Source organism: Antarctobacter jejuensis, from assembly GCF_052266595.1.
GTDB classification, from domain to species: Bacteria; Pseudomonadota; Alphaproteobacteria; order Rhodobacterales; family Rhodobacteraceae; genus Antarctobacter; species Antarctobacter jejuensis.
In genome coordinates, this window is the sequence record NZ_JBQQXJ010000003.1 from 369,598 (window position 1) to 392,802 (window position 23,205).

The window sequence follows — 23,205 nt, forward strand, 5'->3', positions numbered from 1 at the left end:
TGCCGGCGGCTAATCCTTGGCCGCCGGCTTTTCGCGGGCGTCGCCGTCAGGGCGGAGGCCGGGACTGTATCCGCTAAGCGGCGTCGCGGCGTGCTTGACAGTGCCACGAAGCCGCGCCAACGCTCCTATCCATGTTCGATATCCGCCCTGTCGCTTATGTGATCGGATTGCTGGTGGCCTGTCTGGGCGGAACCATGCTTTTGCCGCTCATCATCGACCTCGCCGAAGGGCGGGGTGAATGGCCCGTATTCCTGGAATCGGCGGTCATCACCATCCTTGCGGGCGGTCTGACGGCGCTTTCCTGCTCCAACGCGGTGAAAGAGGGGCTGACCCTGCAGCAGACCTTTCTGCTGACCACGGGCGTCTGGGCCTGCCTGCCGATCTTCGGCGCCTTGCCTTTTATCTTTGGCGAGACCAACGCCAGCTACACGGATGCCTATTTCGAGGCCATGTCCGGACTGACCACAACCGGATCGACCGTGTTCACCGGGCTGGACGACCTGCCCAAGGGGCTGTTGCTGTGGCGCGGTCTGCTGCAATGGCTGGGCGGCGTGGGGATCATCGTGGTTGCCATGGTCTTTCTGCCGGAATTGCGCGTCGGCGGCATGCAGATCTTTCGGTCCGAGGCCTTTGACACCATGGGCAAGATCCTGCCCCGGGCGACACAGATTTCGTCCTCGATCTCTTCGATCTACATCAGCCTGACGCTGGCCTGTACGGTGGGCTATCTGCTGTGCGGCATGAACGCCTTTGACGCCACTGTGCACGCGATGACGACTGTCTCGACCGGTGGGTTCGCCAATTATGACGCCAGTTTCGGCACGTTTGCGGGACCGGCGGAATATGTCGCCTCTGTCTTCATGGTGCTGGCCGCGCTGCCGTTCGTGCGCTTTGTCCAGATGGTCGCGGGCCATCACACGGCGCTGTTCCGTGACAGCCAGGTGATCGCCTTTGTCAGCATCATCGGGATTCTTTCCGTGGTCACGGCCATCACGCTGCTTTCGATTTTCCCGCACCATCCGGAACAGGCGGTGCGCGAGGCGCTGTTCAACATCACCTCGATCATGACCGGCACCGGCTATTCCAGCGTCAACTACATGACATGGGGGCCGTTCCTGATTGCGATGTTCTTCTTCATCGGGCTGATCGGCGGCTGTGCCGGGTCGACCGCCTGTTCGGTCAAGATCTTCCGCTATCAGCTATTGATTGCCTCGGTCCGGGTTCAACTGCGCCGCATCCGCACCCCGCATGGCGTGTTCATCCCGCGCTATCAGGGGCGACCGGTGGGGAACGACGTCATGAGCTCTGTCATGAGTTTCTTCGTCTTTTTCGTCGTGTCCCTTGGCGTGTTGTCCGTGGCGCTCAGCCTGACCGGCCTTGATTTCATCACGTCCGTGTCCGGCGCGGCGACAGCCATTGCCAATATCGGCCCCGGTCTGGGCGATCAGATCGGGCCTGCGGGCCATTTCGGCGACCTGAGCGATACCGCGAAGTGGATCCTCAGCTTTGCCATGCTGGTCGGACGGTTGGAACTGATGGTTGTCTTTGCCCTGTTCACAATTCGCTTTTGGAGAAGCTGATGCAGAAACCGCTCGGCGCGCAGATATCGCATGCCCTCAAGGCACGCGGGGTCGATGTGATCTTTGGCATCCCTGGCGTCCATAACATCGAGATGTATCGTGGTATCGAGGAGGCGGGGATCACCCACGTTCTGACCCGTCACGAACAGGGCGCGGGCTTCATGGCGGATGGGTATGCGCGGGCGACCGGGCGCCCGGGCGTGTGTTACCTGATCACCGGGCCGGGGTTCGTGAATGCAATGACGGCGCTGGGGCAGGCCTATTCCGACAGCGTGCCGGTTCTGGCGCTGGCCTCCTGCCTTGATGAGACGGCGGCGCGGCGTGGGCAGTTGCACCAGATGCGCGATCAGCGCGCGGCGGGCGAAACCGTCTGCGCCTGGTCCGAGAGCGCCTCTGACCCTCGGGCTGTTTATACTCTTCTGGACCGGGCGCTGGGAGAGTTCCGGTCCGCGCGACCGCGGCCAAGGGCGCTGCATGTACCGATCGCGGCGCTGGGCGCGCGGGCAGAGCCGGCACCCCAGCCGCCGGCGCCCGTCGCACGGCCGAAAATGAGCCATGCCGAGATCTATCGCGTGATCGATGCCTTGTCCGAGGCGGAAAAGCCGCTGTTCGTCTTTGGCGGCGGGGCCGTTGGGGCGGCGGGCGATGTGCCCACGCTTTTGCGTCAGACGGGCGCGGCCAGCTTCACCACCTATGCCGGGCGGGGGATCGTGCCGCCGGATACGCCCTTGCACTACGGGTCCTTCCTTGCCCGGCCGGACAGCGCGGAAGTGGCGGCGGAGGCGGATCTGGTGGTGGCCTTGGGCACGGAATTGTCCGAAGTCGATCTCTGGCGGGACGAGTTAGGCCACAGGGGCAAGATGATCCGCGTCGATCTGGACCCGGAGGTGCTGGCCGGGCTGCGGGCAGGGGATGAGGGGTTTGTCGGCGATGTGGCAGCGCTGGTCCGGGCGATGATCATCGCGATCCCGGCCCGTAATGATGACCGTCCCGCCTGTTGGGACGCCGAGCGGGTGGCATCGACGCGGGCGCGTTGGCGGGCTGAGGTCATGGCGGAACGGCCAGGCATCGTCGAGGTGGCCGAGGCGCTGCGGGCGGTGATGCCCGAGGAGGCGATGATCTATTCGGACATGACTCAGTTTGCCTATGGGGCCAAGGAGGTCTGGGACATGCCGCGGGCGGGGCATTGGCATCATCCGTGCGGGTTCGGGACGCTGGGCTATGCGCTGCCGGCGGCGATTGGCGGGGCGGTGGCGCGGCCGGGGCTGCCGACCTGTGCGATCCTTGGCGATTATGGCCTGCAATATACTCTGCCGGAACTTGGGACAGCGGTGGAACTGGGCCTGCCCCTGCCGATCCTTGTCTGGGACAATGCCCAGCTGGGAGAGATCAGGGACGCGATGGTGGGCGCCCAGATCGCGCCCAATGCCGTGGTGGCCCGCAATCCGGATTTCCTGGCCCTCGCGCGGGCCTATGGGGCAGGGGCGGAGGAGCCTGCGGATCTGGAGGGGTTGCAGCAGGCGCTGATCCGGGCCTTTGCGGCGGATGGGCCGACCCTGATCCGGATGACCCCGGCGCTGGTCTGAGCGGGGCTGTCCACGCGTGGACAGCTTAGGGGGAATGCAGAATCAAGGGGTTACAGCGGCGTTTTAACCCTTTCTTAGGAATGGGCCCCTGCCGCTGGGGCCTATGGGGCGTTATCCATCACGACCGGGTTCGGCCGGATTGCTGGAGAACAGGGCGATCTTGTTGCCCTGTGGATCGCGCAGGTAGCCGACGAAAAAATGCGGCCCATAGGCCGCGCGAAACCCCGGCGGGCCTTCGTCACTGCCACCTGCGGCGAGCGCTGCGGCGTGCAACTGGCGGACCTCGCGTTGACTGCGCGCCTCGAAGGCGACCATGCAGCCGTTCCCGGCCGAGGCGGGGCGTCCATCGAAAGTCGGTTTGACGTAGAAATCCGGCAGCACGGGAGACTGGCCCGGCGGTACGGGCAGCGCATAGCTCAATCCCTCTGGACCTTCTTTCAGGCCGTAGCCAAGGGCGGGCAGGAAGGCCGAGTAAAACCGTTTTGCGCCGGCAATGTCGTCAGCGCCGACCGTGACATAGGCAATCATGCGGTGCCCTGCTTTCCGGGAGTTTGGGTCGTCTATCGAGAGCAGACTGTAGGCCAACAAGGCAATCGGCTCAATATTGGCGCCTTGGAGCGGATCAAGGGGCCGATATTGAGCGTGCAGTGTTTGGAGTTTCCCATGAGCGGCGAACGTGTGCGGGACGCAGCGTCCGCCAGTTTTCGGATGGCGAAGGTCTGACTTGTTGGTGAGTGGTTCCGGGGCTAGCCGAAAATACTATCGAGATTTTCGATAATGCTGATCAGGAGGGCCACGCCGCATAGCAAGAGTGCCACCCAGAACACATACTGCAGGGCGAATGCTGACACGCCGATCGCAACGGCCAGATATGAAAGCTGATATGCTTCATTGCGGTACAGTCCTATGCCGCCTAGCAAGATCCCGACACCCGCCACGCAGAGCGCGGCAATCGTGATGAATTGGCCGTAGTCCCGGGGCTGCGGAGTGGGGTCCGGGGCGGGCTTTCCTGCCCATGCACGGGCGACTGACTGCTTTATGTCTGCTGCAATCTCGCCGATGACAGAACCGACACTGCTGCCCTGCGGTTCAAAAACCGCCGAAAGCTGGATGAGGATTACCACAAGGCTTGCAATAGCCAACATGGCCCCAACCAAGCCAAATTTCGCGGGTCGCTCTTCGATTGCGTCTTCCATCACGTCACTCATTCGCCGTTCCAGTGAGTTTGATAAAAAACAGGTTTGGCAAAATTTAGGCATCTGCCGCCAGAGCGTGCCGTCAGACGTCTGCCGCTGTCGCCCTTGGGGCGGGTGACGAAGGCGGGGGTGTTCCTGCAGTTCTCCGGCGGGCGGGCGGGCAGGGCCGGAGGGGCTGGTGCTGATTTCGGCGGGTGGGGGCGTCGTCTGCCAGACCGGCATGGGGCTTGTCCGGGTGCATGACGCGGGAAAAGCGTTGATTTGTTGCCGCATTTGCCCCACAGGGACGGGTCGGTTCTGGATGCAACGGGTGCATGTAGATCATGTCTTGACGCCAAGCCACTGAAGGGAATGCGATCGGCATTCCCTGCCCATGGCCATCGAAGGGACGGCCAAATGGGAGTGGCACCATGAAGAACACCATGAACACAGGCGACGCGGAAACGGTGGCCATCGACCCCTTTCCGGTCAGGCTTGTCAAACGGACCGTGCTGGTTCTGCTGGGGCCCATTTACTTCGGTTTCATTGCATTGGTGCCGTTGCTCTGTGCGAAGCGGAAAGGGTTTGGTGGCTGGTATTGGCGGCTTGTAAAGCGGGCATGCTCACGGCTTTTGCGGTTGTTGAGCATTCGGGCGGATATGACCGAGGCCGACAAACAGGCACTGCGCACTGATACCGGCAGCATCATCGTGATCAACCACCGCAGTCATCTCGACGGGTTCACCTTGATGGACACTGTGCCGGACCAGAAATGGTTCACCTTCGCCGCCAAGAAAGAGCTGTTCGATACGCCATTGCTGCGCACCGGATTCATCGGAGCGGGGCTGGTGGAGATCGACCGAGAAAGCGGCAAACGCGCCATGGAAACGCTCCGCGAGGCCGTGGGGCAGATGGCGGCGCGGCGGTCGGTGGTCCTGTTTCCGGAAGGGACGCGCGCGCGGACCAGCTCTCTTGGCGCGTTCAAGGCCGGGGCGGTCCTGACGGCGCGCGAGACGGGGCGAACCATTCGCCCGATCGTGATTCACGGGTCCGACCGGCTGCTTCCCCGGGGGCGGTTCGTGCCCAAGAGCGGGACCATCAGACTGGAAGTGCTGCCGCCCTTCGTGTGCGACCTGAGCGCGTCCGTAGATGACGATGTCGCCCGCCTGCGAGGCGTGATGGCCGAGGCCTTCGACAACGGGTGCGCAATGTCTGCCCGCTGAGGATGAGGAGGGCGCTTGGCCGACCTTTGTTGTCCTGTCTGTCTGCGCAGCGCGGCTTTCCCGATCTGCCTCCGGCGAGATTTCCATGGTTCCGAAGTGTATTTGGCGTCAGGATGGCGGTGACGAATGCTTCGGGAGAGAACGGTTATGCTTCAGTCACTTGGGCTTCTGTTGGGCTGCCAGTTGCTGGGAGAGATAACCGTTCGGGGCATTGGGCTTGCCATGCCCGGACCGGTTCTGGGTCTTGCCCTGCTTGTGCTGTTTCTTGGCGTAATGCCAACCCTTGCTGAAAGGCTCAGGCCGACCACCACGGTTATCTTGGCGAACTTGTCTTTCCTCTTCGTGCCTGCGGGGGTTGGTGTGATTGGCAACTTCGAGGTGCTGTCGGAAGACGGGATTGCGCTCTTGATTGTGCTGATCGTTTCGACGGTGCTTTCCATGCTGGCGGCGGTTGGAACGTTCATTGGAGTTCGGCACGCAACCGAACTTTTGGCGAAATGACTGACGTCGCAAGTCTCTGGAGCTATCTGGCGACCTCGCCGCTGATCTGGCTCACCACGACGATCCTTGCCTATCTTCTGGCGGATGGGATGGCGCGAAAGCTGGGCAATCCACCATGGGCCAATCCTGTGCTTCTGTCCGTCCTTCTGGTTGCGCCGGTGCTGTGGCTGACGCAGACGGATTACACGACCTATTTCGAGGGTGCCCAATTCATCCATTTCCTTCTCGGTCCCGCGACCGTGGCATTGGCTTTGCCGCTTTGGGATAATCGGGACACGATCCGGACCTCGGTCGTTCCGATCGGGCTGGCATTGCTGGCGGGGTCGATCGTCGCGGCAGGCTCGGCCATCTTGCTGGCGCGTGCATTTGATCTGCCGATAGAGGTCCTGCTGTCGTTGGCGCCAAAGTCCACCACCGCGCCCGTGGCCCTTGGCATTTCCGAGGCCATCGGAGGGATTCCGGCGCTGACAGCAGTTTTGGTCATTTTGACGGGTATCATCGGGGCTGTGACGGTGACACCCTTGATGAACCTGCTGCGGATCGCCGATTGGCGGGCGCGCGGTTTTGCCGTCGGTGTCGCCGCGCATGGCATTGGGACGGCCCGCGCATTTCAGGTAAACCCCGTGGCAGGGGCCTATGCGGGCATCGCCATGGCCCTGAACGCTTTGCTGACAAGCCTGATCGTCCCGGTCCTGGTGCGCTGGCTCATCTGAGGGGGCCGTTTGAATTCGGGGGAACGTGGTTCGGCTTTGCAGGGCGCAGGCCGGTTCCGGGCCTTGTCTTGCCGCAGCGATGCGGTGGATGGTTTGCGTCGCAGCCAAAGTCCGGTTCCGCGCCGCGCAAAACCGTTTGTCCGGAATTCCTGATCAAAGAGGTCACTTGCGAACTGTCTTTGCGCCGTGGCGCAAGACTGCAGATCATGCATGCGCCGCGGAGAAACGGCATTGCCCCATGCCGGTAAGGGCCGGCCGCGGGGCAATGTGTGTTCGTTCAATTCTTGTCAGGTCGCGGCGCGGCGGCGTCCAAATCCTGCCAGTCCGGCCAGGCCGCCGAGCAAGAGCAACGCCGACGCAGGCAGGGGAATCGGCGAAGGTGGTGTCTTGCCGCCAGTGAAAGACAGATCGTCCAGCGCGAAGTCGTTGCCGCCAAAGGCCGTGGTCTGCTGCAACAGGCTTAACGTGGCGCTGGTCGCGGAGCCCGAAGACCAGTTGAAACTGAAAGAGTCCCAGACTGCCGTCGCCGCAGGTGCGGTGACATTGCCCAGAATGGTTCCGTTGACAGCGAATGAAACCGCGCTCTGACCCGAAAAGAGGTCCGCGATCCAGCCTGAGAAGGTATAGCTGCTGGAGGCGGTGACGCTGACAGTCTCTGACCAGACCAGATCCCCTGCAGTGGTCGAACCGTTAATGATCATCATGTTGCCCGCGCCGCTGGTGTGATCCCCTAGCGCAACGAAACCTCCATTGAAGGCCTGCGGATTGGTGCCCACGGTGTATTCGGCGGGGTTGAAATTACCGCCTGGGATGTAAGTGAACCCTGATGTGAAACCAGTGTTTCCTGCCTCGAAATCACCGTTCGACAACAGTGTGGCACCAGAGGCCGAAGTGGCCAATGCCAATGCTAACGCGGTCGTTACAAAAAGCTTTTGAGTCATTCTCTTCCCCTGCAAGCAAAAATTTCATCCGGCGGACCGGACCAACCGTTACAGATTGCACCGCAGCCAAAATTCCAATCAAACCGTTCTTGTGGCTCCTTTCAGGATGAAAGGGGCCACGCATATGCCTGTGTCCGGTGGTAACGATCAGAACCGGATTAACCCTTTTGCGACAGGGGGGTTGTCTGTTTCCGATGTGTCAACAAATACCGATTTTTCCGAAATGAAAAAAGCTGATCAAGTGCCGACACCCCAAATCTGGCCGACATCGTCCAAAGGCTTGCCTCCATCGACATAGCTGCGAATCAGCCGATCCATCGCGGCACGCGATACCTTTTTGTGCGCGTCAGAGACGCCGAGCGAGGCGACCATCTTCCAGTGGCCATACATCAAGCAGACGAAGATGTAGGCCAGTTCCTCGGTCGCGCGTGCGGGCATCTCGGGATGGGCCGTGTTGATCTCGTGGGAGATCACCTGCCCCAGCAGCTTGTACTGCCCACGAAGGTTTTCGCGTACAGCGCCCGAGGAGGCGCTGAGCGACATCATGGCGTCATAGACCCGATCGTCACGCGGCTTGGGCGTGCCGTCCAGAAGGTCAAAGTAGAAATCCAGAAACATTTCAAGCCGCCCTGGCCCTTCCAGCCGGGCGGCATTGGTCACCAGCAACTGCCGATACACTGCTGCCAACCGGTCGCAGACTGCGACCATCAGGTCATCGGCGTCCGGGTAGTGATAGCGAACCAATTGCCGCGACAGACCGGTTTCCGCAGCGATCAAGTCGTAGGAAATCGGAGGCAATCCATGCTTCTGCAACGCCAGCAATGTGCTGTCCAAGATCCTGTTTGTGGTATCGTTACTTTTGGGGCCGTTCATGAAAAATCACATTCGTAGATCCGAGTGGCATGCGCGATTGTTTCGCGAACTCGCGCCTTGTTTCAAAAGCTGCTTGTCAAAAACAACTTATCAACAGGCGGCGAGTCAAGCGCCGTCTCGGACCTTGGCCCCTCTGTCCGGGCGATCAGGACGTGTTCTTGAGGTGCTCCATTGCCGCCTGTGCGCCGCCCGGGGTGTGGGGGATGCCGGCTTTGGCCAGTCCCATTTCGACGCCGGAGAGGGTGGCCATCAGCATCAGGTCGTTGAAATCGCCGAGGTGACCGATCCGGAACACCTTGTCCGCGACCTTTGACAGGCCATTGCCGAGGGAAATGTCGTAATGTTTCAGCGTCGTGGCGCGGAAGGCGTCCGCCGAATGGTCTTTGGGCACCATGACGGCAGTCAGGACGCCGGATTCCTGCCCCTGCTTGGCGCAGAGAACCTCCAGCCCCCAGGCGCGGACGGCGGCGCGTGTGGCGGCCCCGTGGCGGGCGTGGCGGGCAAAGACATTGTCCAGCCCTTCCTCATGCAGCATGTCGATGGCTTCGTTCAGCCCGTAGAGCAGGTTGGTGCCCGGCGTGTAAGGAAAATACCCGCTCTGGTTCGGGCCGACCATGTCGTGCCAGTCCCAGTAACTGCGCGGCATGGTGACGGTTTTCGCATGTTCCAGCGCGCGCGCGCTGACGGCGTTGAAGCTGAGACCGGGGGGCAGCATCAGCCCCTTTTGCGAGCCGGAAACACAGACATCCACGCCCCAGTCGTCAAACCGGAAATCGATCGAGGCAAGCCCGGAGATCGAGTCGACCATGAGCAGGGCAGGGTGGCCCGCCGCATCGATCGCCTTGCGCACTTCGGCAATCGGCGACACGGATCCGGTCGAGGTCTCATTGTGCACCACGCAGACGGCCTTGATCTCATGCTGTGTGTCTGCGCGCAGTCGCGCCTCTATGCGGTCCGGTTCGGCCCCGCCGCGCCAGTCGCCTTCGAGGAACTCTGGCTGCAGCCCGATCTTGCGCGCCAGTTTGTGCCACATCGCCGCGAAATGCCCGGTTTCGAACATCAGCGCCTTGTCCCCGGATGACAGCGTGTTCACCAGCGCCGCTTCCCATGCGCCGGTGCCGGAAGACGGATAGATGAAGACATGCTGATCGGTCTGGAAGATCGTCTTCATGCCGCTGAGGGCCTTCAATCCGACCTCTGCGAAATCGGGGCCGCGGTGGTCGATGGTCTGTTGGCCGATGGACCGGAGGATGCGGTCGGGGACGGCGCTGGGCCCGGGGATTTGCAAGAAGTGTCTGCCTGCCTGACGCATGTGGTGCAGTCCTTTTCCGGGCGATCTGTTGTGGGTTGGATATCATGTTGTCAAAGCGGCCCTATGAATACAAGGTTCGATCACCAAACCGCGTTCGGTGCCCGTCCGGAGGTGGAGGGCGCTGGCAGGGGGGCGAAGGACGATGCGTGAAAATACCCGTCTTTTCAACAGGCTGAAGGCCGCGGTTTCCGGCGAGGTCATGGCTGACCCTGCCTCTTGCGGGCGCTATGCCACCGATGCCTCCATCTACCAGATGATGCCCGAGGCGGTGGTTGTTCCGCGCTCGGTGCAGGATGTCGAAGCGGCCATGAGCGTGGCGCGCGAAGAGGGCTGTCCGATCCTGCCGCGCGGCGGCGGGACCTCGCAGTGCGGGCAGACCGTGAACCGTGCCGTCGTGCTGGACAATGCGCGCCACCTGAACCGGATTCTGGAGATCGATGCGGAGGGTTTGACGGCGCGGGTGGAGCCGGGTCTTGTGCTTGACGAATTGAACCGGGCCTTGAAACCGCACGGGCTGTGGTTCCCGGTGGATCCTTCTACCGCGTCGCGGTGCACGCTGGGCGGTATGGCGGCCAACAACTCCTCGGGGGGTAAGTCGCTGCGCTACGGGATCATGCGCGACAATGTCCGGGCCATTTCCGCCATTCTGCCCGACGGCAGCAAGGCGCGCTTTGACGGCGCCGATCCCGGGCCGGGGGCCTATGCGGATCTTGTGGCGGATATGCGGGCCTTGGGTCGGCGCGAGGCGGAGGAGATCGCAGCGCGGTTTCCCAAGGTGCTGCGCCGGGTGGGTGGTTACAACATCGACGCCCTGACCGGCGAGGATGCGAATATGGCGCATCTGCTTGTCGGGTCCGAAGGGACGCTGGCCTATTTCACCGAATTGGAGCTGAGCCTTGCGCATCTGCCCGGCGAAAAGGTCACGGGCGTCTGCCATTTCCCGAACTTCTACGCCGCGATGGAGGCCGCGCAGCATCTGGTGACGCTGAACCCGCAGGCGGTTGAACTGGTCGATGATACGATGATCGCGCTGGGGCGTGACATCCCGCTGTTCCGCAAGACGATCGATGCCTTTGTCCGGGGCGAACCGGCGGCATTGCTGCTGGTCGAATTCGCAGAGGGCAGCGCCGGGGCCAATGCAGCCAAGCTGTCGGACCTGTCGCAGATGATCGGGGATCTGGGGTTTGCCTTTGACGGGGCGGGGGACCGGTGGGGCGGGGTTGTGCCCGTCACGGACAATGCCTTGCAGGGCGCCATTGCCGAGTATCGCAAGGCCGGACTGAATATCATGATGTCGATGAAGGAGGCGGGCAAGCCGATCTCTTTCGTCGAGGATTGCGCCGTCGCACTGCCCGATCTGGCCGAATATACCCAAGGTCTGACCGATATCTTTGCGGGGCACGGGACCAAGGGGACATGGTATGCCCATGCCTCTGTCGGGTGTCTGCATGTCCGTCCGGTGCTGAACATGCGGCAGGACAAGGACGTCAGGACCATGCGGGCCATCGCGGAAGAGGCCTTTGATCTGGTCAGGCGCTACAAGGGATCGCATTCCGGCGAACATGGCGACGGGATCGTGCGGTCGGAATTTCATGAAAAGATGTTCGGCCCGCGCATCGTGCGCTCCTTTGAAGAGGTCAAGGCCCGCTTTGATAAAAAGGGCCTGATGAACCCCGGAAAGATCGTTCATGCGCCCGCCATGGATGATCGCCGGTTGTTTCGGTACGGCCCGGACTACACGGTGCCAGACTTCGAGACCGCGTTGGATTGGTCCGCCTGGCCCGGGGCCGGTGGCGGCTTTCAGGGCGCGGTGGAGATGTGCAACAACAACGGCGCCTGTCGAAAGCTGAAGGGCGGCGTGATGTGTCCGTCCTTTCGCGCCATGCGCAATGAGCGTGATGTGACGCGCGGGCGGGCCAATACCCTGCGCCTCGCCATCAGCGGGCAGATCCCGGGCGGTCTGACCTCTGACGCGATGGCGGAGACGATGAAGCACTGCGTTTCCTGCAAGGCCTGCCGCCGCGAATGCCCCACGGGCGTCGACATGGCGCGCATGAAGATCGAAGTGCTGGCGGCCCGGCGTCGGGACACTGGCCTGACATTTGCCGACAAACTGATCGGCTATCTGCCGCGCTACGCCCCGACGGCGGCCAAGGTGCCGTGGCTGATGAACCTGCGCAACCGGGTCGGTCCGGCGCGGAAACTGACCGAAGGGGTGACAGGGATTTCCCATCGCCGCGACCTGCCGCAGTGGTCGGCGAAGCCGTTTCGCGATGATGAGGCGCAGGATAGCGATCCGCAGGTGCTGCTTTTTGCCGATGTTTTCAACCGCTACTTTGAACCCGACAACCTGCGCGCGGCCATCCGGGTCCTGCGCGCTGCGGGGCTGCGCGTGGGGGTTGCAGGGGATGGCACGGGCCGCGCGCTGGACTGTGGGCGGACGCTGTTGGCGGTGGGTTGCGTGGACGAGGCCCGTATTGAGGCGCGGCGCGTGATCGAGGCCACGAAAGGGGCCGTCGCCAAGGGCGTTCGCGTCGTCGGGCTGGAGCCGTCGTCGATCCTGACGTTCCGGGATGAGTTTCTGGCACTCTGTCCCGGACCGGAGGCAGAGGCCCTGTCCAAGGCGGCGCTCACCTTCGAAGAGTTTCTGGCCCCCTTGCCCGATCTGCCGCTGAAGCCGGTTTCGCGGCCGATCCATGTGCACGGCCATTGTCATCAGAAGGCCCATGACGCGGTGACGCCGATGCTTGATCTGCTGAGGCGGATACCGGGGGCGGAGGTCACGCTGATCGACAGCGGTTGTTGCGGAATGGCGGGCGCGTTCGGGTATGCGCCCGATACGATTGATGTCTCTTTGAAGATGGCCAATCTGGATCTGTTTCCGGCCTTGGAGGCCGCGCCGGATCAGGCGATCATCGTGGCGGACGGCACGTCCTGCCGTCACCAGATCGCGGAGGGGACGGCCCGACGCGCGATCCATGTGGCGCGGCTGCTGGATGAGTTGATCGGGTGAGGGGGCGACCGGCTGGCGGTGTGCCGGCCGGCGCTGTGGTCAGCCTGCTGCCTCATTCGGGAACGGCGGTTCCAGCCCGCAATCGGCAGCCAGTGCATTCAGATCCCGCCGCAGGGCCGGATTGAGGGGCAGGCCGGTCTGGCGGCGCGCCTCGGCGAAGGCGGTCTTGCCCTCGCCGGGCAGGCGCACCGGGTCATGGCCCGGCAGCGGTTCGGAAGCGCGCATTTCGTCGAAGATGCGGGCAGCCTGTTCAGCAAAACCGTCACCGATACCGAAAGCCTCGGGATTCAGCGCCATGACGAACTGCCCGGTGTTGGTTTCGGATGTGGTGTCCTTGGTAAAATCGACCACGTCCGAGCCAAAGGCCGCGCCGTTCAGGACGCCGGCCATCAGGCCGATGGCCACGGAGAGGCCGAACCCCTTCGGGCCGCCGATGGGCAGGAGAAACCCTTCGGACTTGCGGGCCGGATCGGTGAGCGGCTTGCCGTCACGCCCGACCATCCAGCCTTCGGGCATGGGCTGACCCTGTTGCAGTAGCGTCTTGATCTTGCCCATGGCGGCGACGGTGGTTGCCATGTCGAATACGAAGGGATCGGCCCCGCTGACCGGGGCGGAAAAGGCGATGGGGTTGGTGCCAATGAGAAGGTCCGATCCGCCATAGGGCGGGACGTGATTGGCGCTGCCGACCGCCGCCGCCATGCCCAGCAGCCCGGCCTCTGCCTGCGGGCGGACATAGAGGGCAAGGGGGCCCGCGTGGTTGCCCCGCCGTACGCCGACCCAGCCGATCCCCACCGTGCGCGCCTTTTCGATGGCCAGATCCCGGGCGGCGGCCATGGCCAGATGGCCAAGTCCGTTGTCGCCGTCGATCACGGCGGTGGCTACGGTTTCATGGGCCACGCTTACCGAAGGTGTGGGGTTGCATCCGCCGCCCGCCAGCCGGGCGAGGTACTGCCGCAGGCGAAAGACACCATGCGTGCCGTAGCCGTAGACATCGGCCTCGACCATCAGGGCGGCGACCTTGTCTGCGTCGCCCGCCCTTACCCCTTTTGCGCGCAGAGCGTCAGACACGAACTGGCGCAGGTCGGCGGTGGAGATCAGGGTGCCGTCAGCCATCGTATGCGCCCACGCTCTCCTTTTGCCAGAACACGACCTTGCGCTGTGTCCACTGGACCGCGAGGTAGAGGGCAAGCCCCACGAGGCTGAGATAGAGGATCAGAGAGAAGACGCGCGGCGTGTTGAGCTGAGAGGCCGCGACCCGGATCAGCTCTCCGAAGCCCTTGCCGCCGCCAAGGAATTCGCCGGTGATCGCCCCGGCCATGACGCCGACCGCGCCGATCTTGAGCCCGGTGAAGATCTGCGGCAATCCGGTGGGCAGTTTCATCTTGATCAGCGTCTGCATCCGGCTGGCGCCCATCGTCTTGAACAACATGCGCGCGTTTTCATCCGCCGCGTGCAGCCCCGCCGCAGTTCCCACCACGATGGGGAAGGTCGCGATAAAGGCCGCAAGGGCCACTTTGGAATCGATGTCGAACCCCAGCCAGGCCACGAAGAGGGGCGCAAAGGCGACCTTTGGCATGGTGTCGATGGCGACGAGATAGGGCATCACGGCCTTTTCGCCGAAAGCGGTCTCTCCCACGAGCACGCCAAGCGAGAAACCAATCGCGATGGCCAGCGCGAAGCCGTAGAACACCTCTTTGATGGTGATCCAGAGAGCCGCAAGCATGTAGCCGCCGGACAGGAGGTTCTTGCCGACGAAGATCATGTCCTCAAGCGTTTCCCAAGGGGTCGGCAGGATGATCGGCGAGACGAGCTCCAGCCGGGTGACAATGTCCCAGGTGCCGATGAAGACGACGAAGACAAAGGTCATCGCGATCCAGCGCGGGATGGAATCGATGAAGGCGACTTCCTGCACCCAGACGGTGTCCGGCCCGTCCGCGTTGTCCGTGGGATGATTGGTCTGCACCTCGGTCACATGTCCTCTCCCTTGTCCAGCATACCGCGGATGTGGTCCACGATTTCACCGAATTTCGGCGTCGTCATCATGTCGAGCGTGCGCGGCCGTGGCAGATCCACCTCCACGATCTCGGCGATGCGGCCGGGGCGCGGTTTCATCACGACGATCTGGTCGGACAAGATCACGGCCTCCTGGATGGAGTGGGTCACAAGGAAGGCCGTGGCGTTCTGTTCCCGACAAATCCGCTGAAGTTCCATGTTCATCATGTCGCGTGACAGCTCGTCGAGCGCGCTGAAAGGCTCGTCCAGCAGCAGAACAGCCGGTTCGGTGATCAGCATCCGGCAGATCGAGGCCCGTTGCGCCATGCCGCCCGACAGTTCGTTGGGGTAGACGTTCTCGAACCCGGTCAGGCCGACGATATCCAACAGTTCGTGGGCCTTTTCCTTGGCCTTTTTGGCGGCGGCCTTGCCGTCGCGGATTTCGATCGGAAGCACGATGTTTTCCACCGCCGTCTTCCAGGGGAACAGCGTCGCCTGTTGAAACATCATCCCGATATCGCGGCGCGGTCCGGTCACCGGCTGACCCTGCAGGATCACCCGTCCCTTGGTGGGCGGGATCAGGCCCGCCATGATCTTGAGCAGCGTCGACTTTCCGCATCCGCTGGACCCGATGACGGAGGTAAAGCTGCCCTTGTGCAGGGTCAGGCTGACATCCTCGAGGGCAACGACAAGGTTGCGGGCGTAGGTCTTGCTGACACGGGTCAATTCATAAACCGGCGCACCCGTGGGTGCGCCGGTAAATGTTTCTGGCACGGCTGAGTTCATCCGCCGACAGCCTCGCTGCCAAGGGCGGCGAACTCATTGGTCCAGGCGGCGCTCAGATCGTCCAGCGGGCCCGAGATTTCGCCACCGGCCACAAGCGCGTCCTGCCACTCGGCCCAGACTTCGGCAGGATACCAGCCGAGATGCGGGCTGCCTTCTGGCGGGATCGTCTTGGAGCGGACCGCGTCGAAGAGGGCCGACTGGAACTCCTTGTCCTCGCCTTCCTGCGGGTTGCCGTCCGCAAGGTGCTTGAGCACGGCGTCGCGGTTCGCGTCGTCCAGTGCAAAGGCGTGACCACGGGCGAAGGCGCGGCTCCAGCCTTCGACCAATCCGCGGTCATTGGCGATCGTGTCGGCCATCGTCGCGATGCCATTGCCGAAGAAGCGGCCGAATTCGGCGGGGGTGATATCACGCACCTTCATGCCGCGCTGGTTCAGGATGGCGGTATCCGCCGTCGAGGCCGAATAGGCGGAAATCTCGCCGTTCAGGAAAGCAGCGGTTGCGGGACCGCCGTCACCGACGGTGAGGAATTCATAGTCTTCGCCTTCCGTCATGCCGGCGCCGGTCAGCACGTTGCGGGCAAAGCCGACCTCGGCGCCATCCGCGGTCCCGGTGCCGATCACCTTGCCGCGCAGGTCCTCGACGCTCTGGTACTCAGAGTCTTCCTGTACCGCGATGCCGAAGTTGCTGCGCGCGGCCACGTTGTAGATGTGCACGGCGTTGACCCCACGTGAGCGGGCCGCGATCAGCGGACCGGGGCCGGGGCGTCCGAAATGCGCCTGACCGGCCGACAGGGCCTGCAGGACCGCACCAGAGCCGTTGATGGCCTCGACGGTGACGTTCAGCCCCTCTTCCTTGAAGTAGCCCTCGCCGATGGCGACAAAGACCGGGAACGAGTTGATCGCCGACGGGCTGGGCTGCACGAAGGTGATGTCGCGCATGCTTTGGGCGAACGCCTTTGTCCCCAGCAGGCTGACCGCCGGCACGGATGAAAGCAATGAGGCTGTAAATGCTCTTCTGTTGATCATGTTTTTCTCCTCCCGAGAATGTTTCGCCCCTTGGCCGCCTTGGACCGCGAACGAGGCTTTAGACAGCGCGCACCGTGTTCCGGAGCGTGCCGATTTCGGCTATTTCGCAAACCACCGTGTCGCCTTCTTTGAGGAACTTCGGCGGGTCCATCGCGTAGCCAACGCCCGAGGGCGTTCCGGTGGCAATGATGTCACCGGGTTCCAGGGTCAGACCTTCGGACAGGGACGCAATCAGCGTCGGTATGTCGAAGATCATGTCCCTGGTATTTCCGTCCTGACGCTGTTCGCCGTTGACCTTCAGGCCGATCGACAGCGCGTGTGGGTCGGAAATCGAGTCGGCGGTCACGATCCACGGGCCAAGCGGGCAGGAGCCGTCCATGCCCTTGCCCTTGAAGTATTGGCCGCCGTGGCGGCGTTGAACGTCGCGCGCCGAGATGTCGTTGAGAATAGTATAGCCGAAAATGTGATCATAGGCATCGGCCTTGGCAATGTTGCGACCGGGCTTGCCGATCACCACGGCCAGTTCGACCTCATAATCGATCGCCTCTGACACCGAGGGGAAGATCAGAATTTCGCCTTCCGGCGCGACGATGGCCGTTGGCGGTTTGGTAAAGTACACAGGGTGTTGGGTCACGCCGACGTTTTGTTTCTGCGCGCGGTCGCCCTCTGCGATATGTTCGGCATAATTGCGTCCGACGCAGAATGCGTTCTTGCGTGGCACGGGGATCGGCGCCATCAGCGGCGCGCCTTCGGCAAAGATCGCGTCATCGAGCTTGCCCGCCTTGGCATCGGCGACAAGTGCCTGCAGGGTGGACAGGGCTTTGGCACCGCCCTCTATGACGGATAGCATGGAGGCGCCTTGTAGGGCGGCGCTGTCCGGCCGGTTGGCGGCGGCCCGTGCAATATCCAACATGCGCCCGTCGTCAAGAATAACAACGCAGACCGCGTTTCCGGCAACGGAAATGGTTGCAAGTCGCACTAGGCTCTCCTCCCTCGTGTATATATTTCAGTGCTGTATGGGCCCCTCGCACTCAGGTGCTGCGTCATGACGCCTCTTCACTTGCAGTTTTGGCCTAGTTAGGGTCCCAATCAACCAACCAATCACCGAATTGGGCGGACCCATGACCGACAACACCGATCTCATCCAGCGACTGCGAGACCTGATCGATAACGCCGGGTACCGGCACAACGACCGGGTTCCGCCCGAACGTGAGCTGTGCGAACGGCTGGGCACGAACAGGAACCAGTTGCGCAAGGCCTTGGCTGAACTGGAGGCACAGGGCCGGATCTGGCGGCACGTGGGGCGAGGGACCTTTGTGGGATCGCGGCCCGTGCTCAATCTCAAGGACGTGACCTATCTGCGCGATCAGATCAGACCCGCGCAGGTGGTGGAGGTGCGGTTCACGATCGAGCCGGAACTGTGCCGGCTGGCCGCCTCGCAGGCGACCCGGGCGGATTGTGAGCAGATGAAGCTATGCTCGGACAAGTGCAAGACCGCCGAAGACTGGCGGAGCTACGAGGCCTGGGACAACAACCTGCACCACGCCATCGCGCGCGCAACGCGCAACCAGTTGTTCCAGTATTTCTTTGAAACGCTCAATTCGGTCCGGCGGTCCATCGTCTGGGGGCAACCGCGCGAGACGCGCAAACCGCCCGACGACTACTCCAGTTTCAAGGAGCACGACCTGATCGTGTCGGCGATCACCGCCGGTGACGGGGATCTTGCCGCGCATGCGATGTATGTGCATCTGAGATCGGTCTATTCGCGCGTCTTGCCCGAAAGCGTGACGGCCCGACGCTGACACCCGTCTGCAATTGAACCAATTCGGCAAATGGTTGTGGCGGGCCGGGCCGAATTGCTTGCATAACTTGACCAAAACACCGTGATTACACCCACGCTGTCCGCGCCCGGCTTTGCCGCGGCGGACAGGGGATGTATTGAAGCCGACAAGCCGAAATGGAACTTTGGCGCCAACTTGCTGAGGAGGAAAGCAATGCCCGAACATGTCATTCCCGCGCCACAGGCGCCCGTCATCCCGGTGAGCGGCGGCGGCGATTTCCCTGTCCGGCGGGTCTATTGCATCGGCCGCAACTTTGCCGCGCACGCCGTGGAGATGGGCCATGATCCGAACCGTGAGCCGCCGTTCTTTTTCCAGAAGAACCCGAACAATCTGGATCCGTCGGGCGAGTTTCCCTATCCGCCGCATTCCAAGGACGTCCACCACGAAGTGGAACTGCTGGTCGCCCTCAAATCCGGTGGCGTGAACATCCCGGTGGAAGAGGCGCTGAATCACGTCTGGGGCTATGGGGTGTCGCTGGACATGACGCGGCGCGATCTGCAGGGCGAGATGAAGAAGATGGGTCGCCCGTGGGAGATCGGCAAAGCCTTTGAACGGTCGGGTCCGGTTGGGCCGCTGCGGCCTGTGTCGGACGTGGGCCATCCCGATCAGGGGCGCATTGCTTTGGGCGTGAACGGCGAAACGCGGCAGGAGGGCGACCTGAACCAGATGATCTGGAAGGTTCCGGAAATGATTTCCTACCTGTCCGAGTATTTCGAGCTTCAGGCTGGCGACGTCATCATGGCGGGCACCCCCTCGGGCGTGAACGCGATTGAGCGGGGCGACGTCATGGAGGCCGAGATCGAAGGCGTAGGGACGCTGACGGTCAAGGTCGTCTGATTCTTTTGCTGCTGCGCATAGGTGCGCAGGGGGTGAAACAGAAAAGGCCGGGCAGGGTGCCCGGCCTTTTCGTTTCTGCTGCCGGTGTCAGCCGATTTCGGCCAGACGGGCCAGCGCCTCTTTCAGCTTGGCCTCTTCGCCTTCGCGCAGGCGGAGGTTTTCCTGCGCCTCTTCGACCACTTCCGGCGGGGCGGATTCGGCGAACTTGGGGTTGTTCAACCGGCCTTTAAGTCCGCCGATTTCCTTGCCCAGCTTGCCAAGGGTCTTTTCCAGACGGGCCTTTTCCTCGCCCACGTCGATGATATCGGCCAGCGGCAGGCCAAAGGTGGCGTTGCCCACGGGGACGGTGATGCAGCCCTTGGGGAAGTCGGCGACGCTCTCCAGCCCCTCGATCCGCGCCAGACGCTTGATCAGCACCTCATTGCGGTCCCACGCGGCCTGTTCATCGGCGGAGATGCCGGTGACCAGCATCGGGACGTAAAGCCCGGCAGGCACGTGCATCTGCGCGCGCGCCGAACGCACGCCTTCGATCAGGGCGATGACCCAGGACATTTCCGCGTCGGCGGCGGGGTCCACGAGGTCAGAGGCCGCGTAGGTCGGCCAGTCAGCGTGAACCAGAAGCTTGGAGCGGTCCCCCAGCGTGTCCCACAGTTCCTCTGTGATGAAGGGCATGATCGGGTGCAGCAGGATCAGGCACTGGTCCAGCACCCATGCCATTGTCTGGCGCGTCTCGGCCACGACTGCCGCATCCTGCGCGTCGAACAGCGGCTTGGCGAATTCCACGTACCAGTCGCAGACCTTGCCCCAAGTGAAGGCATAAAGCGCGTTTGCCGCATCGTTGAAGCGGTATTCCGACAGCGCCAGATCGACGGTTTCGCGCACGCGGGCGGTTTCTCCGATGATCCACTTGTTCACGGTTTGCGTCGCCTGCGGGGCGTCGGCACTGGTGGCGTGGCCCTCGAATACGCCGTTCATCTCGGCAAAGCGGCAGGCGTTCCAGAGTTTCGTGCCGAAGTTGCGGTAACCGGCGATGCGGTCGACCGAGAGTTTCAGCACGCCGCCGATGGAGGCCATCGAAGCATTGGTGAACCGCAGCGCGTCGGCGCCGTATTCGTCAACGATTTCAAGTGGGTCGATGACGTTTCCGGTGGTCTTGGACATCTTCTTGCCCTTCTCGTCGCGGACGAGCTGGTGCAGGTAGACGGTGTGGAAGGGGATCTGATCGACGACGGCCAGCTGCATCATGATCATCCGGGCAACCCAGAAGAAGAGGATGTCAAAGCCGGTGACAAGGACCGAGGTCGGGAAGTAGCGTTTCAGTTCCTCCGTGTCCTCGGGCCAGCCCAGCGTGCCGATCGGCCAGAGACCGGAGGAAAACCACGTGTCCAGCACGTCAGGGTCGCGGAACATGGGCAACTGCGCGGGGCTGTCGGCGGTGCGGATGCGGCCCTCTGTGCGCAGGTGCAGGTGTTCGCGGATATCCTCGAGCACCTCCGAGGCCTCCTGCGCGTTGTCCACGATGCGGAATTCGGTGCCGTCGACGGAAATGGCACGCGCCTTTTCCAGTGCCTCTTCCTCTGTCGCGGCGCAGATCGGATACCAGTCTTCTTCGCCCGGAATGTACCAGACGGGGATCTGGTGACCCCACCACAGTTGGCGCGAGATGCACCAGGGTTCGATGTTTTCGAGCCAGTGATAATAGGTCTTTTCGCCCGATTCCGGCATGATGGTGATGTCGCCGTTGCGGACGGCATCCAGCGCCGGGCCAACGACCTTTTCAGCGTCGACGAACCACTGGTCGGTCAGCATCGGTTCGATGACCACCTTCGACCGGTCGCCGAAGGGCTGCATGATCGGCTTGGCCTCGACCAGCGGAACCTGCGTCACGGGCGGTTCTTCCTCGCCCTTCTTCAGCTTGGGTTTGGGACCAAGGCGCGCATCGTCCGAGGTGGTCATGACGGCCAGACCTTCGGCGGTGATTTCGGCAACCACCTTTTCGCGCGCTTCGAAACGGTCCAGACCGCGCAGGTGATCGGGGACGAGGTTGATGCTGTCAGCCTCGGATTCGCTGAGGGTGCGGTGACCCTTGGCGACCTGCATGGCGGTTTTGGCGGCCTCGGCATAGGGCGCGCCGTCGTCGCGCATGTTTCCGGCCACGTCCATCAGGCGGTACATGGGAATGCCGCCGCGCTTGGCGACCTGGTAGTCGTTGAAGTCATGCGCGCCGGTGATCTTGACCGCGCCCGAGCCGAAGGTGGGATCGGGGTATTCGTCGGTGATGATCGGGATGAGGCGGCGGTGCTCTTTCGGGCCGACCGGGATTTCGCAGAGCTTGCCGACGATGGGGGCATAACGTTCGTCATCGGGATGCACCGCGACCGCGCCGTCGCCCAGCATGGTTTCCGGGCGGGTGGTGGCGATGGAAATATAGTCGCGCTCTTCGGAGAAGACGGTTTTGCCCTCTTCGTCCTTTTCCTCGTACATATAGGTGACGCCATCCGCGAGCGGGTACTTGAAGTGCCACATGTGGCCCGCGACCTCGACGTTCTCGACCTCGAGGTCGGAAATCGCGGTCTCGAAGTGCGGGTCCCAGTTCACGAGGCGCTTGCCGCGGTAGATCAGGCCCTTTTCGTACATATCGACAAAGACCTTGATGACCGCGTCGTGGAAGTTGGGGCTGTTTTCATGCCCCGTCTTCGGGTCACCCGGGGCGCCGGCCATGGTGAAGGCGTTGCGGTCCCAGTCGCAGGAACAGCCGAGGCGCTGGAGCTGGTTGACGATGGTGCCGCCGTACTGGCCCTTCCATTCCCAGACCTTGTCGAGGAATTCCTGCCGCGTCAGGTCGGTGCGGCGCAGGTTGCTTTCGGCTTTCAGCTTTTTCTCGACCTGAAGCTGGGTCGCGATGCCCGCGTGGTCCTGTCCGGGCTGCCAGAGCGTGTCGAAGCCGCGCATCCGGTGCCAGCGGATCAGGATGTCCTGCAGGGTGTTGTTGAAGGCATGGCCTACATGAAGCGCGCCGGTCACGTTCGGCGGCGGGATCATGATGGTGAAACTGTCGTCACGGCTTTTGTTTGCGCCAGCACGAAATGCGCCTTCGGACATCCATTTTTCGGTCAGGCGCGGTTCGGCCTCGGCGGCGTTGAAGCTCTTTTCCAGCGGCATCGGTTTTGTCCTCGTCCTTGTTGGCGGAGGGTCTACGCCAAGGGCGCGCCAAGGGGAAGGGGGACGGTGTGTGGGCTTGCCTTCGGCAAGACGCTCCTGCTGACGCAGATCGCCCCACCCACCATCCCTTGGGCGTGGCTCGGGGGCGGAGCCCGCGATGGGACGCCGGGCGGAATGAGGCGCTTTGATTGGCGGGGTGTGGCGGGTGACCTTTGCTGCGCAAAGACACCATCTCCACCCGTCGTCCGCGATGGGACGCGGGACAAGGGGGGCATCCAGATTTGTGAGGATGTGGGCGGTCACGTTTCTTGCAGAAACATGACCCTGCCCACCCGTCGTCCGCGATGGGACGCGGGACAAGGGGGGCATCCAGATTTGTGAGGATGTGGGCGGTCACGTTTCTTGCAGAAACATGCCCCTGCCCACCCGTCGCCCGCGCTGGGACGCGGGCGACGTGAAAAAAGCCCGCGGTGACGGGCACCGCGGGCTGAGTCTACGAGACCCCAGGGAGGAGGAGAGGGGCCCCGAACCGATTAGGTGTGCGGCGACACCAGGGAGGAGGAGAGGTGCCGCCGCTTATGCAAGACCCCAGGGAGGAGGAGAGGGGCCCGACATTCTGTTGGGGCGTTTGCCCCGGAAACTTGG

19 protein-coding genes are annotated in these 23,205 nt (G+C 62.8%); 8 read left to right on the top strand and 11 right to left on the bottom strand.

Going from position 1 to position 23,205, the window contains the following annotated elements:
• Positions 1–131: 131 nt before the first annotated feature.
• Positions 132–1,580 carry a TrkH family potassium uptake protein gene (locus tag ACTXGA_RS06850; RefSeq protein WP_443392390.1) on the top strand — a complete coding sequence of 483 codons (1,449 nt, stop codon included), beginning with the start codon at positions 132–134 and terminating at the stop codon, positions 1,578–1,580.
• Positions 1,580–3,166, top strand: coding sequence for a 5-guanidino-2-oxopentanoate decarboxylase (locus tag ACTXGA_RS06855; RefSeq protein ID WP_443392391.1), 1,587 nt, complete (start codon positions 1,580–1,582; stop codon positions 3,164–3,166). The genes ACTXGA_RS06850 and ACTXGA_RS06855 overlap by 1 nt, the downstream gene beginning before the upstream one ends.
• A gap of 111 nt (positions 3,167–3,277) precedes the next feature.
• On the opposite strand, the gene ACTXGA_RS06860 is transcribed toward ACTXGA_RS06855, so the two are convergent.
• Entirely contained in the window at positions 3,278–3,694 is a 417-nt protein-coding gene (locus ACTXGA_RS06860) for a VOC family protein (RefSeq protein WP_443392392.1), read from the bottom strand.
• A gap of 218 nt (positions 3,695–3,912) precedes the next feature.
• Positions 3,913–4,374 carry a hypothetical protein gene (locus tag ACTXGA_RS06865; protein ID WP_443392393.1) on the bottom strand — a complete coding sequence of 154 codons (462 nt, stop codon included), beginning with the start codon at positions 4,372–4,374 and terminating at the stop codon, positions 3,913–3,915.
• A 398-nt stretch (positions 4,375–4,772) separates the two neighbouring features.
• On the opposite strand from ACTXGA_RS06865, the gene ACTXGA_RS06870 reads away from it, so the two are divergent.
• The 3 genes from ACTXGA_RS06870 to ACTXGA_RS06880 all read left to right on the top strand — a co-directional run bounded on the left by ACTXGA_RS06870 (position 4,773) and on the right by ACTXGA_RS06880 (position 6,778).
• Positions 4,773–5,564 (top strand): lysophospholipid acyltransferase family protein, encoded by a 792-nt coding sequence (locus tag ACTXGA_RS06870; protein WP_443392394.1) that lies wholly within the window; start codon positions 4,773–4,775, stop codon positions 5,562–5,564.
• A 147-nt stretch (positions 5,565–5,711) separates the two neighbouring features.
• Positions 5,712–6,065 carry a CidA/LrgA family protein gene (locus ACTXGA_RS06875; protein WP_443392395.1) on the top strand — a complete coding sequence of 118 codons (354 nt, stop codon included), beginning with the start codon at positions 5,712–5,714 and terminating at the stop codon, positions 6,063–6,065.
• Positions 6,062–6,778: an LrgB family protein gene (locus ACTXGA_RS06880; RefSeq protein WP_443392396.1), complete on the top strand. Its 717-nt coding sequence runs from the start codon at positions 6,062–6,064 to the stop codon at positions 6,776–6,778. The genes ACTXGA_RS06875 and ACTXGA_RS06880 overlap by 4 nt, the downstream gene beginning before the upstream one ends.
• Before the next feature lie 287 nt (positions 6,779–7,065).
• Here the strand turns inward: ACTXGA_RS06880 and ACTXGA_RS06885 are convergent, their stop codons facing one another.
• The 3 genes from ACTXGA_RS06885 to ACTXGA_RS06895 all read right to left on the bottom strand — a co-directional run bounded on the left by ACTXGA_RS06885 (position 7,066) and on the right by ACTXGA_RS06895 (position 9,904).
• A complete protein-coding gene (locus ACTXGA_RS06885; protein ID WP_443392397.1) occupies positions 7,066–7,719 on the bottom strand; it encodes a VPLPA-CTERM sorting domain-containing protein in 654 nt (217 codons plus the stop codon).
• Between the two features lie 237 nt (positions 7,720–7,956).
• Positions 7,957–8,553 carry a TetR/AcrR family transcriptional regulator gene (locus ACTXGA_RS06890; protein ID WP_443392398.1) on the bottom strand — a complete coding sequence of 199 codons (597 nt, stop codon included), beginning with the start codon at positions 8,551–8,553 and terminating at the stop codon, positions 7,957–7,959.
• Between the two features lie 184 nt (positions 8,554–8,737).
• Positions 8,738–9,904, bottom strand: coding sequence for a pyridoxal-phosphate-dependent aminotransferase family protein (locus ACTXGA_RS06895; protein WP_443392399.1), 1,167 nt, complete (start codon positions 9,902–9,904; stop codon positions 8,738–8,740).
• 142 nt (positions 9,905–10,046) lie between these two features.
• On the opposite strand from ACTXGA_RS06895, the gene ACTXGA_RS06900 reads away from it, so the two are divergent.
• Positions 10,047–12,917: an FAD-binding and (Fe-S)-binding domain-containing protein gene (locus tag ACTXGA_RS06900; RefSeq protein WP_443392400.1), complete on the top strand. Its 2,871-nt coding sequence runs from the start codon at positions 10,047–10,049 to the stop codon at positions 12,915–12,917.
• 39 nt (positions 12,918–12,956) lie between these two features.
• On the opposite strand, the gene ACTXGA_RS06905 is transcribed toward ACTXGA_RS06900, so the two are convergent.
• Genes ACTXGA_RS06905 through ACTXGA_RS06925 form a run of 5 tightly spaced genes read right to left on the bottom strand, consistent with a single transcriptional unit; the run spans position 12,957 to position 17,699 of the window.
• On the bottom strand, positions 12,957–14,030 hold the full coding sequence (locus tag ACTXGA_RS06905; RefSeq protein ID WP_443392401.1) for an Ldh family oxidoreductase: 1,074 nt from the start codon (positions 14,028–14,030) through the stop codon (positions 12,957–12,959).
• The gene (locus ACTXGA_RS06910) at positions 14,023–14,889 is read right to left on the bottom strand and encodes an ABC transporter permease (protein ID WP_443392402.1); all 867 of its coding nucleotides are present in this window, start codon (positions 14,887–14,889) and stop codon (positions 14,023–14,025) included. The genes ACTXGA_RS06905 and ACTXGA_RS06910 overlap by 8 nt, the downstream gene beginning before the upstream one ends.
• A complete protein-coding gene (locus tag ACTXGA_RS06915) occupies positions 14,886–15,683 on the bottom strand; it encodes an ABC transporter ATP-binding protein (RefSeq protein WP_443392403.1) in 798 nt (265 codons plus the stop codon). Before ACTXGA_RS06915 ends, ACTXGA_RS06910 begins: the two co-directional genes overlap by 4 nt.
• Before the next feature lie 8 nt (positions 15,684–15,691).
• A complete protein-coding gene (locus ACTXGA_RS06920) occupies positions 15,692–16,720 on the bottom strand; it encodes an ABC transporter substrate-binding protein (protein ID WP_443392404.1) in 1,029 nt (342 codons plus the stop codon).
• 58 nt (positions 16,721–16,778) lie between these two features.
• A complete protein-coding gene (locus ACTXGA_RS06925; protein ID WP_443392405.1) occupies positions 16,779–17,699 on the bottom strand; it encodes a fumarylacetoacetate hydrolase family protein in 921 nt (306 codons plus the stop codon).
• A gap of 142 nt (positions 17,700–17,841) precedes the next feature.
• Here ACTXGA_RS06925 and ACTXGA_RS06930 point away from each other — a divergent pair, with 142 nt between their 5' ends.
• Both ACTXGA_RS06930 and ACTXGA_RS06935 read left to right on the top strand, forming a co-directional pair.
• Positions 17,842–18,522: a FadR/GntR family transcriptional regulator gene (locus tag ACTXGA_RS06930; protein ID WP_443392406.1), complete on the top strand. Its 681-nt coding sequence runs from the start codon at positions 17,842–17,844 to the stop codon at positions 18,520–18,522.
• Positions 18,523–18,714: 192 nt separating this feature from the next.
• On the top strand, positions 18,715–19,398 hold the full coding sequence (locus ACTXGA_RS06935; RefSeq protein ID WP_443392407.1) for a fumarylacetoacetate hydrolase family protein: 684 nt from the start codon (positions 18,715–18,717) through the stop codon (positions 19,396–19,398).
• An 87-nt stretch (positions 19,399–19,485) separates the two neighbouring features.
• Here ACTXGA_RS06935 and ACTXGA_RS06940 read toward each other — a convergent pair whose 3' ends face one another.
• Positions 19,486–22,560, bottom strand: a complete 3,075-nt coding sequence (locus ACTXGA_RS06940; RefSeq protein WP_443392408.1) for a valine--tRNA ligase — start codon at positions 22,558–22,560, stop codon at positions 19,486–19,488.
• Positions 22,561–23,205 lie beyond the last annotated feature (645 nt).